Below are 14,081 nucleotides of genomic sequence, written 5' to 3' on the forward strand. Positions count from 1 at the left end.
ATGAGAACGGGAATTACCGTCGAGCTTTCACCTGAGGATCGGGCACGGCGGCACAAAGTGATAGCGGATCGGAATACGCCGCAAAAGCATGTCCGCCGGGCGCAGATCGTGCTGCTGACGGCGGACGATGTCGGCACCATGGAGATCATGGAGCGAACCAAGCAGTCGAAGCCGGCGGTGTAGCGCTGACATGCTCGGTTCGCCGAAGCCGGGGTTGACGGCTTGCTGCGCGACAAGACGCGGCCGCCGGGCAAGAAGCCGCTGTCGGAGGCGACGGTGCGGCAGGTCGTGACCAAGACGACGACCGAACGGCCGGCGGACGCGACGCATTGGAGCGCCCGCGCCATGGCCAAGGTTGTGGGGATCGCGGTCAGCAGCGTGCGGAAGATCTGGCGGGCTCATGGGCTGAAGCCGCATCAGCTTCAAGCTGTCCAACGATCCCGACTTCGAGGCCAAGCTGGTCGATGTCGTTGGCCTCTACCTCGATCCGCCGGACCGCGCGCTGGTACTCTCGGTGGACGAGAAGAGCCAGATCCAGGCGCTCGACCGCACCCAGCCGGGGCTGCCGCTTAAGAAGGGCCGGGTCGGCACCTTGACCCACGACTACAAGCGCCACGGCACCACGACGCTGTTCGCCGCCCTCAACCTGCTGGACGGGAGTGTGATCGGGCGCTGCATGGACAAACACCGGCATCAGGAGTTCATCAAGTTCCTCGGTACGATCGATGCCAATACGCCGGTTGATTTCGATCTGCATTTGATCGTTGACAACTATGGCACTCACAAGCATGCCAATGTCATGGCCTGGCTGGAACAGCATCCACGCTTCCATCTGCACTTCACCCCGACCGTCGTCTTGGCTGAACATGGTCGAGCGCTTCTTCGCCGAGATCACCCGTAAGCGCATCCGGCGCGGCGCCTTCAAAAGCCTCACCGACCTGGAAATCGCGATCTACAAATACCTCGCCGAACACAACGAACATCCCAAGCCCTTCGTCTGGACCGCAACGACCAACGATATTCTCGCAAAGGTTGATAAAGCTTGCGATGCCCTCAAGGCTGTCGTCGGTATCAAGCGTTAGAGTCAGAACACTAGTCTATGACGCGCTCCGTCAGCTTGGCCGACCGGCGGTGCCGGAGAAGGAGCCGCAACGACCGGCGGTGCCGATCCGCAAGTCGGTCATGGCCGAGTACATCGTCTGCCTGGAGGATGGCAGGAAGCTGAAGATGCTGAAGCGGCATCTGCGCTCGACCTACGACATGACGCCGGACGAGTACCGGGCGAAGTGGAACCTGCCGGCGGACTATCCAATGGTAGCCCCGGCCTATGCCGAGAAACGTAGCGAGTTCGCCAAGGCGATCGGTTTGGGCAGGAGCCGGTCCGAACCTGAGCCTGAAGCACCTCCGGCCAGACGAGGTCGCCGTCGGGCGGCGGCGTAATCAGCACCCCAAGCCGGCACAATCAGGATCCGGCGGGTCACGCTTCCTCTGTTTTGTCAGTCGCTGGGAAGGGCTTTTCGCTCCGGGCGATCCGGTCGAGCAGGCGGCGGACGCCGCGGGTCCGTTCGTCGGCCGCCGCGATCAGGCGGTCGAGCGCGTCGAAGTCGAAGCTCACCGCCGCGAGGCGCGCCGGCTCGCCCGGCTCCGCATCCGGCGTCACTGCTGCCGCCTTGGGCTCGTCCGCCAGTTCGGCAAAGGGCGCGGTCAGCACCCGCTTCGGCCGTCCCCGCTGGCCTCCCCTGGTCCGACGCCGGACAGCGGTTGTCTCGGCCCGGATCGGCAGCAGGCGCCTGAGACCGTAGAGCCGCCGGGCTCCGCGCTCGGTCCGACCGGTGACCTCGGCGGCGACCTCGAGCTGGACCAGGGCATCCAGCATCCGCGACGCGCCCTCGACCGAGCAGTTCAGCGCCTCGGCCAGAGCGGAGATGCTGAGCAGCGGCGAGGCCGCCAGCAGATCGACTGCCGCCGGCAGACCGCTGTTTGATCGGGCGCCGGCGCGATGATCGACCCGGAGCCGGGCTCCGCGCCACTCCCGCTCCATCGTCAGCAGCCGGCCGCGGCCATCGGCAGCTTCGCGCCGGACCGCGTCGAGGAAGCGCACCGTGAAGCCGTCGGGATCGTCCGGCCCGGCCCGCAAGGCATCGCTGCCGGTGACGGCGGCCAGCGCGTGGATCGTGATCGCGCGGTCGCGCAGGTAGAGCGGCACGGCGGCGCGAATGGCGGGCCGGCTGCCCTGTCCCGCCAGCCAGGCAAGCATGCCGTGGGCGGTGGCGACCAGCGCCGGTTGGCCACCGCCGCAGTCCCGCAGGCTGTCGAGGGCGATGTCGCGCAGGTATTGCTGTTCGGGATCCGGGGTCGCCATCCAGGAGCGCAGCTCGACCGCATGGTTCAGGCCGGCGATCTCGCGGCCGCGCTCGGGCGCGGAGGTGGTGTCGCCGGGCCGGAGCGGCAATCCGTGGAGGTGGGCGGCGAGGCGGAACAGGTCGACCTTGCGGCCATCAGCTTCAGCGTGGCGACGGGCGGCGTCGAGTTCGCTCCAGAAGGTCCAGGCGCGCCGGAGCGGATTGCCGACTAGGGCGGTGTCGAGGCGACCGATGGCAATGGCGGCCTGCTCCAGCGCCGTGACGATCCCGCCGGCGACGAACAGGTCAGCCATTCTTCCTCCTGCCCTGGCATACTGTCACTCTCCGCGCTCTCCCTGATCAGGATTTTATCGTTCAGATATAATTGGTTGACAATATTCTTCAACTGAAAATGCCTTTAACCTGAAACACCCCTATTTTCTCTGACTGTGCAACATAACCTATGATAACGGCAATTACAGGAACCTGCCGTCACTGACCGACGTCGTTGTCGGGCAGTTCGTGAGAAAAGCCGGATTCCGGTGGGTTGAGCACCCTGTCACGCCCCATTCTGCAGACCGGATCATGCTAATTGTTACGAACGGTTCATGCGAAGAGCTCGCCATCCGGATGTGGGGCATCACCGCTGTTCCTGGCACTGATTGATGATAGTGGACCCAATACCGGACAAACCCTGACCAAGTTGACATAGGAATGTGATAGTGAACCAGATTGCATCAGACACAATCCGACATTCATTGATGATAATCTAATCATCGAGAGAATCAGAAAACTGTTTCATATCAATGCTTTGGCTTAGTTTCAACGCATTGGATTGTGATTGCACGCGCCGATTTGCCTCTATGGTCGCGACGACTTGGTTTGTTGCTTATTCAACGACTTAACACAGCGTTATTTGATGATAGCGGAGTGTTTGGAGACATAGGTTCCTGAGAGAGTCCGGCCTTCCGATCACGAACCCCTGCGTGGCATTGCGCGGTGCTGCGCGACGGGATGATGTCGCTCATCAAGTCCCTCTCTGCAGGCAGTTTCGCCGTCCCTGCCTACCTGTACAAACCTATTGTACAGGCGGCCAAACGATCGTTTCCCGATGACATATGAAAGTGTACAAAGGGGCCAAGTGTCCGCTAATGGAGAACATTGCCGTTGACAGTTCGTTCTCTATAGGAGAACATCCGTCATTCAGACGGAGACGACGATGCAGGTTCAGATCCTTCCAAAAGCGGCGAAGGACCTCAAGGCGCTGACGCCGCCGGATCGTGCCCGCATCATCCGGAAGATCGAGCAGTACGCGGACGACCCCGCGTCGCAGGCCAACAATGTCAAAGCCCTGCAGGGCTCCGACCTGTACCGCCTGCGCGTCGGGGATTACCGGGTTCTGTTCACTATCGCCGCGGACGGCACCGTGACCGTTATGCTCGTGCATCGCGTTCGCCATCGGAGGGAAGCCTATGACTGAGACCGTTACCATCTCCCGCGCCGAGTACGACGCGCTCACCGAACGGCTCGAAGACCTGGACGACATCGTCGCCGCGCTGAAGGCGGGCGGCGGCCAGCCGATGCCGCTGGAGTGGGCCAGGCGCATCATCGAGGGCGAAAGCCCCGTCCGCGTGTGGCGCGAGTTTCGCGGGCTGTCGTTGCGGGCGCTCGCCGCCAAGGCCGGTGTCAGCCCGGGCTACCTGTCCGAGATCGAACTGGGAAAAAAGCCCGGATCGGTGGAGGCCTACAAAGCCCTTGCCGAGGCTCTGGATGCGTCCGTTGACTGGCTGGTTATCTGATGGCGGAGCAATGCCCGGCTATGGCCTGAACAGGAGAGCAGGACTGCCATGACCCTGATCGGCTACGCCCGCGTCTCGACCGAGGATCAGGCGACCTTCAGCCAGCTCGACGACCTCAGGGCCGCCGGCTGCACGGTCATCTTCGAGGAGAAGGCCTCGGGCGCCAACCGGGCGCGCCCCGAGCTGGCCCGGGCGGTGGCAAAGGTCGGGCGTGGCGACATTCTGGTGGTCGCCCGGATTGACCGGCTGGCCCGCTCGCTGGTCCATCTGCTCGAGGTGATCGAGCGGGTCGAGGCGGTAGGCGGACACTTCAAGTCGCTGCGCGACCCGATCGACACCTCGACGCCGCAGGGCAAGTTCGCCCTCCAGGTGCTCGGTGCCGCGGCGGAGCTGGAGCGCGCGCTGATCCGGGAGCGCACCCAGGCCGGGTTGAGGGCGGCGAAGGCGCGGGGCCGGGTGGGGGGCAATCCCGGCCTGCGCCGGCGCGACCCGGAGGCGATCCGCAAGCTTTCGGCCCTGCGCGACCGGCAATACATGGCGGAGCTGCTGGCGACCATGGACGCCTGGATGCCCAGGGTGCGCGTGCTGCGACCGGCGAATTCGTGGGGCAAGGTGGCCCGGGCGCTGGGCCGGCTCGGCTCGCCCGACCGGCCGTGGACGGCGGACCGGCTGTCGCGGGCGGTCCGCCGCCTCGTCTCGGAGGGACTGGCTGAGGCTGTCCTGATCGAGCCCGCGCCGCGCAGGCCGCCCAAGGATGACATCCTGCTGGTGATCGCCGGCATCCGGGGCGCCGATCCGGACCTGAGCCTGCGCGCCATAGCGTCGCGCCTGGAGGAGATGCGCATTCGCGCGCCGCGCGGCGGCACGAGCTGGTCGGCCTCGTCGGTCAAGGCGCTGCTCGACCGCGCCGAACGGTTCGGCCTCGTCTCGTCACGCCCGCTGCCCACGGGAACTGACGGAAAGCGCCTGGCGAGTGAGGGCGGTTGAGGAGCTATTAATGCCTGTAAATCTTGACGCTTGAACCGGGTCAGTGAAGTCGTAAAGGCAATTTTGAAATCCTAAAGGAAAAGGGACAATTTCACCCAATTACGGTATCTTTTCGAAGTCCCCTGGCTTCCAGCTTCCATCGAAAGCGGGCTTCTCGGGGCCGTAGATGCGGAAGTACACGAACCATCCCTTGCCGGGAATCGTCTTGATCCAGCGATCCTCGTGACCGGCTGGTGCCGTCGGACCGAAGTAGAGATCGGTTGAGCTTCCTGAACCTTCCTTCAACTCGAACAGCGACCGCAGCGCTGCCTTGCCCTGGTCGGTCTGCACCTGACTGCGCGTTTCGGCATCATAGACCGTCACCGACCAGAACAGCCTGTCCGGGACGGGCAGGGGGACGCTGAGCCGGTACGACTTGCCGCCATCCAGATATCCGCCATCCCTAGCGCGGAGACCGAGCCAGTAGAGCGAGCCAGCTGCCGGATCACGACGGAACATGGCAGGCGATGTCGCGATCGCCTGGTAGAACCATTTGTCGGCGGCATAAGTATCCCGATAGTCCGGCGTGTCGAAGAAGCCGTTCTCAAAGCGCAGTGCCGCCCATTGCCATTGGCGGTCTGCCCACACGATCCGATCGGGACGGCGATCGGCCAGGGACTCAACCCGCATCTGCCCCGATCCCATCCGGGCGGCCTGTTCGAGGATGCCCTTCATGCGTGCGTCGGGATCGAAGGGCTGCCCCTTTACGATGCCCAGTGCAGCAAGGTCGCCGTACTGAGAACGCGAGTCCTCCAGCGGGGGCTCGGAGTTCACGATTTCGTGCAGCGCCTGCCAGAAACGCAGTGTCCCTTCCCAGAGGGTCGGGGTTTGGTTCTGCGGTATCGGCGTCTGATCGAACCATGTGGGGTCGGTCCAGCCTGGCGTCGGGTTCAGCGGGTGCACCTTGATCGTCTTCAGCCGCTCGATGGCGCCGGCCACATTACCGCCTTCCGGCAGCGCCCGCATGCCGGCGATCACCCGGTAGGAAGTCGCTTTGGCGACGTAGTAGCCTTCAGGAACCTCGCCCGTGTAGCCGGGCGGCAGCAGCAGATGCCTGCCGCCTTTGCCGGCGTCCGGCCCGGGAATGCCCATGTCCATGATCCAGCGCTGGTTGATGTCGAGCGCAGCCCCGAGCAGCGGACCCGGCGGCACCTCGATCACCAGCGGCCCGACGGTCAGGTCGAGAAGCATGCCGCCATAGGGCGTGTCCGAGTTGAGCGTAAAGCCGATATGCCGCGGCTTAGTATCCAGGAAGCCGAACACCTTGTTGGGCTGCGCGCCGGTCCGGATGGTTTCGGCGAAGATCGCGGAACTGGAGACGGTCGGATAGAAGAAGCGGTAGGCATGGACCGCGCGATTCAGGTCGAGGTCGTCGTAGGCCTCGCGCACCGTCTCGGGGGCGGGATAGCCACCCGTGAACTCATACCCCTGAGCAGCGCAGGGTCCGCTCCAGGGCAGGACGCTGAGGGAGAACGCTGCCAGCAATCGTGTGACCTTGTCCATACTGCTTCTCCTGTCTGGGAGACCTGGGCATGTTCAGTGCGACCGGGCCTCAGGGTGCGACGACGGCCTTCCAGTCCCGCTTGATGCTGATGACCTGAAAGCCATAGGTCCGCGCTGCGTTAAGCGAATAGTTGTCCGGCTCCTCGTAGGCGTACTCGCGCTCGCCGTCGTCATGATCGACGAGAAGCTGGAAGCTTGGGCCAACCCGGTCCTTCGACCAGCGCATCATCGCGATATCGCCGCGTCCACCCTCGTTGCCGGCGACGAAGACCGGACGCGTGCCCATCGCAAGGTTGATGGCGACAGGCTTGCCGGCGCCGTCGTTCAGATGACCGATGCGGCCATCGAAGACGAGCACAGTCCTGCCATCCCGTTCCTCGAGCTTCGTCGTAACGTAACTGCCGATCACCCTCTCCGGCGGGATGCCGAACATCGTCTCGGAGACGGCGCGTGTAATCAGAACCGGGCTGCCGCTGCATATCCAGTTCCGGAAGCCGTTGGCCTCAAGATAGGCGAGCAGTTCGCGCATCGGCCGGTAGACCGCACTGGCATAGGGCAGACCGAACTTCGGATGCGAAGCCTGGGCCGTCAGAGAGCTGACGTTCCTGACAATCTCCTCGGTGGTCCGGCCATCGGTCGCCACCGCGATGAGATCGTTGATGCCCTGCTCACCGGCGGCGTGCAGCGCCGCGTGGTCGCCCTTCAGGAGTGCCGCGACCGCTGGCCTGTCGCCGAGCAGCGGGTTTCCCGCGACGGCATCCTTTATGTCGGCGAGTACAGGAACGAGTGCCAGGGGAACCGGCTTTTCAGGAACGAGCGTGCCATCCATGTCGAAGACAGCTACACGTTCCCGTTCCGGCACGAAGTCAGGACCGCCGGCTTCGGCGACCCGTGTTACGAACGCGACGATGGCCTGCTTCGTCGGAGTGTCGTTCCAGGAAGGAAGCGGATCGGCCTGAGCGAGCGCATTGGCCGTCAGGAAGATCGTCAAAAGCCCGATAAGTCCTGACCGCAGGACTCGCCGGATCAGCGGAATATGCATAATCAGAAAGGCCCGCCAGTTTCGTTGTATTCTCATGGCCCGACCCTGGATGATGAGAGTTCGAACGACGATGAAATGGTGTTGAGCCTACGGCGAACCGTGTCGAACATCATGACGGCACCTGCAAAGTAGATCACCACGAAGAATCCCTGCCCGAGAAGCCATGCATTCCTGCCAATGGCAACCGGCGAGTAATAGAAAGCTGGCCAGATCGCGTCGAAGACGAAGTGGCCGGGATATCCCACGGAGAGCGTCCACGGGCACGCCCACCACAGAGTGATGTTCTGCAAGAACAGTTCGCCCGTGGGCCAGCGTGCGCCACTGCAGTAATGGCCGATGATGCCGAACGTCAGGAATACGCCAAAGACGAACAGACCGAACTCCCACTTGGCGAACCTTGCCCCGATGGCCATGGCTTCCTCCCTATGGGGCTGCAAACTTCTCGACGTCCGGCAGCACCCACGTCTTGTCGAAGAACGCTTTTGTCGGCCCGTAAACCCGGAACATCAGCTCGAAGCCGCGTTGCGGATCGGTCGGCACCCAGTTGCTCTCCTTGCCAGCCGGGGCCTTCGGTCCAAAGTAGACATCGATTGAGCCATCAGCATTCTTCTGCACATCCGTACTGTTCGAGGCCAGGCTGGCTCGATCCATGCCCTTGATCAGGGCATGGGTCTGACGGTCATAGGCGGTCACCGACCAGTACTGCTCCACTGGCGCGTTTGATGGAACACGCAGGCGATAAGTCCTGGCGCCGTCAATGCGCTCGCCCTCCCTGTCCCGGATAGAGATGAGGTAGAACTGCGCCGTGCCCGGCCGCTTGATCGCGATGTAACCGTAGGTATAGAGCAGCGCCCGTGCATCGACCGCGTAGCTGTTGCGGTCTGCGTAGCCTGTGCCCTGTCCCTCGATCGCCTCCTGAAGGGTTGGATACGTCCAGTGGCTGTTCGGAAAGAAAGGTGGGAAACCCGCATCGTAGCGTTTTTCCAGCAGACCCCTGGCCTCGCCAACAGCTTCATTTAGAATTCTCTGCGTTGCTTCATCTGGAGTGAAGGGCCTGCCTTTTTCGATGCCGATCGTGCGAAGCTGATCGATCATCGCGCGGTCGCGCTCGATCCAGGGTTCGCTCTGCACGATGCGATCGAGGTTCGTGAAAAAGCTTGCGTCGTAGCGGATCGTGCTGTCGTAGGAGACGTCCTTGACGTCGGTGAAGACCGTCTCCGGAGGGTTGGCCGCCGCCGACAGCGGGTAGATTTTCACGCGCTTGCCATAGGCGATTGACGCAGCAACATCGGCGTCGCTATGGCTTTTCATGTTCGAACGCAGCAGCGCATATGCGCTGTAGGTGTCGGACTGCAGGGCGATGTAGCCAGGGGGAACAGTTCCAGTATAATCGGGCGGTATAATCACGAACTTCCCGCCTGCCCCCTTGTCCAGACCGAGCAATCCCACATCCTCAAGCGCGGTCTGCCAGACAGTCATGATGTTGCCGGTAAGCGAGGCATTGGCATCGCCAGGCGGAATGTCGATCACGATAGGACCGATGTCCTTGGTGTTGAAGAAAACCATGAAGTAGATGACATCGGGATTGGGTGTCAGCGTCTGGTTCCGGTAGTCCAGCGGGCGGCCCCAGTAGATGATCTGGTTTACCCTTCCGGCTGTCTTGGTCAGCATCTCCTGAAGCATCAGGTCAGTGTTGACCGCCGGCATGCCCCATATGACGGCCTCGACGGCGCGGCGGTGGATCTGGCTTTTGTCGAGATCCTCGGTCGGCGGGACTTGTGCATGCGCCAGTGCCGCCATCATGATGAAGGCAAAGGCGGCCAGAACATATTTCCTCATGGTTTCCTCCGGTTCTCGGCGACCTCGGTCAGAATGGGTTGAGATAGTTCAGGATCGCCGTCTGCCGCAGCAGGACCTGGCGGATGATGTGGGCCGCTTCCATGTGCCCGGTGTAGATCGCAGCAGCCCCGGTGCTGCCAGCCGGCAGGCGGCGAGCCGCTTCCTGATTATCGAGTTGGACCCGAACGACAAAGGGTGCCGCCCGGATCTCCGGTGGAGCCACCGCAGAACCGCCGAGCTGTGTCTGCCCGGTTGCGATCGCCTGCAAAACTGCCTCGACGCGTCCCGTGAAGACCTCTCCCGGGAAGGGTTTGAACGTGACCTCGACGGGTTGGCCGGTCTCGACGTAGCGCGCGTAGATCTGCGCAATTTCCACGCCGATAATGGTTTGTGATGTATCGATAAAGGCCATCACCGGCGATTGGGCGGTGACGCGTGCCCCTTTCCGCAGGGCCAGGTTGGTGATGTAGCCGTCGGCCGGAGCCTTCACGGTTGTCCGGTCGAGATTCCACCTGGCGCCGTCGAGCTGGGCCCGCAGTTGCTCGACTTCGGATTCACGCTGCTGCACGTCGAAGGTTCGCCCGGTATCTCGGTTCCTGAGTTCCGAGAACTGGGCAAGGCGCAGCTCGGCGAACTTCAACTGCGCCTCGATCCCATCAACTTCCGCCTTGTAGGTGGTCGGGTCGATGTGGAACAGCACATCACCTTCTCTCAAGGGAGTGTTCGCCATGACCGGCACGTCGGTGACCTCCCCGGACACGGAAGGTATCACCTGCACGGCGTTGCGGATCACCGCCGCCGGTCCCGAGGGAGCACCCCAGCCCATGGGAATGAACAGGCCGATCAGGAGGATGAGCAGCACGAGGACCGGCGACAGTTTCCAGAACGTGTTGAGCGGGATGAACCGGAGCCAGACGAAAAGGGCCAGGATGGCGACATAGGCATTGAGCAGGACGACGATCATTTCGGCGTCTCCCGTCCGGCAGGAACGTCAACGTAGGCCCAGACCAGAATCAGCGGCCAGAGCACGAAACCGAAGATCAGCGTGGCCCAGCTTCCGACGGTCACCGCTTCCGCCCAGGGATGTCCGCGCTTGCGGGCGATGCGGCCCGGCATCATTCCGAGAGCCACAAAGACCGCAATGGCCGTTATGAAGAGGACGAGCAGAATGATCCAGGCAAAGATGTCGATGAAGGCCATGTGTATGCCTAATATCCCGTCATGCGATTTACAGCAGTTCAGTGCCGATCGGCTTCCTTGAGACGTTGGCTGCGCTTCTTCACAGCAACCCGCGCTCCCGGTGATTTTTTTCCTCAACGGCTTCTATGGCGATTTTGTCTGCCAGTTCGAGGGATCTGCGCCCATGCGCTCTCCCATGTCGGCCAGGTCGTTCATTACTGCTTTGATGAATACGCCTGGTTTTGATGGTGTCCAATCGTCCGGCACTGCCATGAACCGGACTTCTATGTCAGCTTTCTGTTTCAGCCGGGAAACTTCCGCGAGCGCGAAGAGGTGGCGGATCGAATTGACCGTGGCGGTCCGGGTCGAGGCGAACGTGCTGCGTGGCAGAACCGATGTCCATTCCGGCTGCACCACCTCTGGCGGCGGGCGACGCTGATTGTTGAATATCAGCCAGTACCGGATCTTCGGAACTGGTGTTCCCGGATAGGAGTGCTCCCAGACGGTGACGAAGCTGTCCGCTTCCGGAATGCGTGCGCCATAGAGAACATTGCCCGTTATCGCGCCATCGACATACAGGTTGCCGTCGATCATGCGCGGTGGGAAGGCTCCAGGAATGCCTGCCGAGGCGAGCAGGATACTGTAGACGCGTTCCCGATTGCCCGTTTCGAGCGCTCTTTGGGCCTCGGCGATCAAATCCCAGGCCCGCATCTCGCCAAAATCCAGGTTGGATGTGTTGACCGCGAGGACCCGCCCGTCCTTGCCGGCTTCGACCAACTGGCGCATCATCGTCAGGTCAAGGGCTGCCCGGATATCTCTTTCCAGCCCAGGAGTGTCGGCGTATGACGCCCCTCCGGTGAGGAAGGCGAGCAGTCCACGCGGCCGCATCCAGTCCGGCTGCGGATTTCGGTAAAGTTCGACGATCCGGTCAATCGATGATTCATCATTGAGGAAGGCAAAGGGGGCGATCAGGGCGCCCGTGCTGACGCCGGTGACCGCGTCGAAAATGGGGCGAGCCGCAGGTCCCGATGGCACCCGGCCCCAGCCTTTGAGAACACCGGCGCCGAAGGCGCCCCAGTCGCCGCCGCCGGACAGGATGAGGAGATCGAAGATTGGCGGGTTGGCGGCGCGTCCGGCGACGTAGTCGTCGTACTCGCCCTTGACCCTGGCGACGTTGCGAGCGATCAGTGCGCGGTTATCCGCTGCCGACTGTGCCTCTCCGGCATTACGTGCGCTTACCAGTTCAGCCTGCGTGCGTGGAAGGCGCGGGATCTCACCGGTCGTGCAGGCTGTAAGCGTCATGACCGTTGCCAGAACCAGCAGCGGGAGCCGGCTTCTGCCATTATCTTCTGAATCCCTTGTGCGGATATGGCCACGCATCTGTTTTGGGCCTTGATAAAGCTGAGGGTCGGAGCACAGGCTCAGTGCGCCGCGATCTTCCAGGTTCCGTCAGCAATCTGGCAGACGGGAAGCACGTAGCTTATGCTGTTGGCGCCGAGCACACCATTCACCCGGGCATCGCGACAGGGCATGTTCTTCATCCGATAGCTACGGATGACCGTTATTTCACCGTGATGTCCTGTCTGGGGATTGGACCAGGAACGGGTTTCTCCGTCCGGCGCGTTGCGCAGCATGTCCGCGCCAATTTGGCTGATGATCCTGGTGTCGTCACCCTGATAATGCGCCTCGCCCAGGCGGCTGCCGAACAACAATTGCGCCTCGGCGCTTTGCATTGGGAAAACCAACGCGCCGGCGAGCACAAGGAAACGGATCGATCTCATGGTGGTTTTTCCCTTTTGGCCTCGGATCTTTATCCGGGAACCCGGTCGCCCTGGTAGGATCACCAATGAGCAACGAACGCCGAAGCACTCCCGAGGTTTGGCTGGGCAGTCATGTGCGGAGGACTCGGCATGCCTGTCAGCGCTCGCCTCTGATCAGGTTCGTGGAGATGCAGATCTTGCCGCGTCAGCCCGACCCTTGGCATAGGCCCGCTCCTCGGATTGCTTGTGGTAGTCATAGAGCATGCCGCCAAGCATCCCGGCGCTGGCTCCGGCCACGGCGCCAAGTGCCGCGTCGCCTCCAATGGCGCCGAGCACGGCGCCTGCGGTGGCGCCGCCGGCAGAACCGGTCAGCACGCGCTGCTGAGTGTCGGACATGCCAGTGCAGCCTGCCATGAACAGGGCGATGGCCGTGAAGAATGCAATTCGATTCATCTTATCTCCTTTCAGGATTTCAGCCACCTGAACACCAAGAGTTATTTGGCGCAGGGAAAGCGCTCCCTGAGAAACCTGAACATGCCCTCGACGGCGGGTAGCGATGAGGCGGTCGTGTTGGCATTTGCCCAGGTGACGAACTGTGCGATGACGTCATTGCGTGAGGGCGGTGCATTGGGCGGACAGACCAGGGGCGGCGCGCTCGATGCCGCCGCCGCGACCAGATGGTACTGATACGCACCGGTTGCGAAACCCTGACAGAAATTCACCGCAGCCGTCATCAGCTGGTCATTCGAGGATGCTGAGCAGAGAGCAACCAGATCGCCGGTGTTCCTGATCTTGAAGTTCTCCTCGATGGCCGCCATTACGGATGTTGATGCGACGAAGATCCCGAAAATTGCCACCAAGGCTGTGGACCGAATACTGCACTTCATAGGGTTTCCTTCCGTTGTCAATTCAGTTTGAAACGGTTGAAGAAGTCGATGATTCTTGCTCAAGGGGGCAAGATGCACGCGCCGCCTCGCGAATTTGGGGCTGCGATGTGCTTTGAAAGCTTGATGCTTGCGGCTTAATCCAGCTCCTTCCTGCCAAGTACATTGGACCGATAACTAAAACTTGAACGACACTTGAAGGAAGCCGGTATCTCCCTCAAACCTTTTGGCGACAGCGAACTCGTGGTAGTACCGGGCGTTGGCGCTGAGCTTGTAACCCGCGACGTCAAAGTTGTACGAAGCCATTGGCCCCAGCCCTATCGCTCGCCCCTTGAAATCGCCAAGGACCGCACCGGTCCCACTGTCGCCGGTCACCTGCCAGACACCATAGCCTGCGAGACCCAGCGCCAGTCCGGAGGGAAAGTGCTGTGCTACAGCCGCCTCGACGTGCACCTCATCGCCAGAGTCATAATCGGTTTTATCATTCTCGAAGCTGACGGTGTAACCCAGTGCACCGGACACCTCCAGACCAGTCTGAGGGTTCAACCATGTGACACCGACTGTAGGGTCGATGGCGTACCGGTTGAGCGAAACATTGATCGTCTTCGATGTCTCATAGGTGCCGAGTGGAACAACTACTGACAAGGAACCTGTCCAATGGTCGTGTCTGAAGGTTGGTAGGAATTTGCTGATGGCGCATTCTCCTG

16 protein-coding genes and 1 pseudogene are annotated in these 14,081 nt (G+C 62.0%); 5 read left to right on the plus strand and 12 right to left on the minus strand.

The window, feature by feature from the left end; translation table 11 throughout:
• Together N826_RS36360 and N826_RS36365 are read left to right on the plus strand one after the other, a co-directional pair.
• Positions 1-1,082: pseudogene (locus tag N826_RS36360) on the plus strand (IS630 family transposase); the annotation flags it as partial.
• Positions 1,048-1,440, plus strand: a complete 393-nt coding sequence (locus N826_RS36365; protein WP_044437259.1) for a Ros/MucR family transcriptional regulator — start codon at positions 1,048-1,050, stop codon at positions 1,438-1,440. The pseudogene N826_RS36360 and the gene N826_RS36365, both read left to right, overlap by 35 nt.
• 37 nt (positions 1,441-1,477) lie before the next feature.
• Here the strand turns inward: N826_RS36365 and N826_RS36370 are convergent, their stop codons facing one another.
• Positions 1,478-2,656: a hypothetical protein gene (locus N826_RS36370; RefSeq protein ID WP_044437260.1), complete on the minus strand. Its 1,179-nt coding sequence runs from the start codon at positions 2,654-2,656 to the stop codon at positions 1,478-1,480.
• Positions 2,657-3,561: 905 nt separating this feature from the next.
• On the opposite strand from N826_RS36370, the gene N826_RS36375 reads away from it, so the two are divergent.
• From N826_RS36375 to N826_RS36385, 3 genes are read left to right on the plus strand one after another with little or no spacing between them, the layout of a single operon-like run.
• Positions 3,562-3,822 carry a type II toxin-antitoxin system RelE family toxin gene (locus N826_RS36375; protein WP_044437262.1) on the plus strand — a complete coding sequence of 87 codons (261 nt, stop codon included), beginning with the start codon at positions 3,562-3,564 and terminating at the stop codon, positions 3,820-3,822.
• A complete protein-coding gene (locus tag N826_RS36380) occupies positions 3,815-4,141 on the plus strand; it encodes a helix-turn-helix domain-containing protein (RefSeq protein ID WP_044437264.1) in 327 nt (108 codons plus the stop codon). Before N826_RS36375 ends, N826_RS36380 begins: the two co-directional genes overlap by 8 nt.
• Positions 4,142-4,189: 48 nt before the next feature.
• Positions 4,190-5,128 carry a recombinase family protein gene (locus tag N826_RS36385; protein ID WP_044437266.1) on the plus strand — a complete coding sequence of 313 codons (939 nt, stop codon included), beginning with the start codon at positions 4,190-4,192 and terminating at the stop codon, positions 5,126-5,128.
• A 99-nt stretch (positions 5,129-5,227) separates the two neighbouring features.
• Here N826_RS36385 and N826_RS36390 read toward each other — a convergent pair whose 3' ends face one another.
• From N826_RS36390 to N826_RS36440, 11 genes are all read right to left on the minus strand, one after another.
• The gene (locus N826_RS36390) at positions 5,228-6,670 is read right to left on the minus strand and encodes a DUF1254 domain-containing protein (protein WP_044437268.1); all 1,443 of its coding nucleotides are present in this window, start codon (positions 6,668-6,670) and stop codon (positions 5,228-5,230) included.
• Positions 6,671-6,719: 49 nt separating this feature from the next.
• Positions 6,720-7,661, minus strand: a complete 942-nt coding sequence (locus N826_RS36395) for an HAD family hydrolase (protein ID WP_169789488.1) — start codon at positions 7,659-7,661, stop codon at positions 6,720-6,722.
• A gap of 83 nt (positions 7,662-7,744) precedes the next feature.
• Positions 7,745-8,125, minus strand: coding sequence for a hypothetical protein (locus N826_RS36400; RefSeq protein WP_044437270.1), 381 nt, complete (start codon positions 8,123-8,125; stop codon positions 7,745-7,747).
• Between the two features lie 10 nt (positions 8,126-8,135).
• A complete protein-coding gene (locus N826_RS36405; RefSeq protein ID WP_044437272.1) occupies positions 8,136-9,551 on the minus strand; it encodes a DUF1254 domain-containing protein in 1,416 nt (471 codons plus the stop codon).
• Positions 9,552-9,579: 28 nt separating this feature from the next.
• Positions 9,580-10,515 carry an HlyD family secretion protein gene (locus N826_RS36410; RefSeq protein WP_044437274.1) on the minus strand — a complete coding sequence of 312 codons (936 nt, stop codon included), beginning with the start codon at positions 10,513-10,515 and terminating at the stop codon, positions 9,580-9,582.
• Positions 10,512-10,751 carry a DUF3302 domain-containing protein gene (locus N826_RS36415; protein WP_044437276.1) on the minus strand — a complete coding sequence of 80 codons (240 nt, stop codon included), beginning with the start codon at positions 10,749-10,751 and terminating at the stop codon, positions 10,512-10,514. The genes N826_RS36410 and N826_RS36415 overlap by 4 nt, the downstream gene beginning before the upstream one ends.
• A gap of 123 nt (positions 10,752-10,874) precedes the next feature.
• Positions 10,875-12,032 carry a patatin-like phospholipase family protein gene (locus tag N826_RS41005; RefSeq protein WP_052832722.1) on the minus strand — a complete coding sequence of 386 codons (1,158 nt, stop codon included), beginning with the start codon at positions 12,030-12,032 and terminating at the stop codon, positions 10,875-10,877.
• 119 nt (positions 12,033-12,151) lie between these two features.
• Positions 12,152-12,511 (minus strand): RT0821/Lpp0805 family surface protein, encoded by a 360-nt coding sequence (locus tag N826_RS36425; protein WP_044437278.1) that lies wholly within the window; start codon positions 12,509-12,511, stop codon positions 12,152-12,154.
• A 153-nt stretch (positions 12,512-12,664) separates the two neighbouring features.
• Positions 12,665-12,943, minus strand: a complete 279-nt coding sequence (locus tag N826_RS36430) for a glycine zipper family protein (RefSeq protein ID WP_044437280.1) — start codon at positions 12,941-12,943, stop codon at positions 12,665-12,667.
• A gap of 41 nt (positions 12,944-12,984) precedes the next feature.
• Positions 12,985-13,308: a Rap1a/Tai family immunity protein gene (locus N826_RS36435; RefSeq protein ID WP_044437285.1), complete on the minus strand. Its 324-nt coding sequence runs from the start codon at positions 13,306-13,308 to the stop codon at positions 12,985-12,987.
• Between the two features lie 243 nt (positions 13,309-13,551).
• On the minus strand, positions 13,552-14,081 hold a 530-nt coding region (locus tag N826_RS36440), incomplete at its 5' end, for a SphA family protein (RefSeq protein WP_044437286.1).

This window comes from Skermanella aerolata KACC 11604, from assembly GCF_000936425.1.
GTDB classification, from domain to species: Bacteria; Pseudomonadota; Alphaproteobacteria; order Azospirillales; family Azospirillaceae; genus Skermanella; species Skermanella aerolata.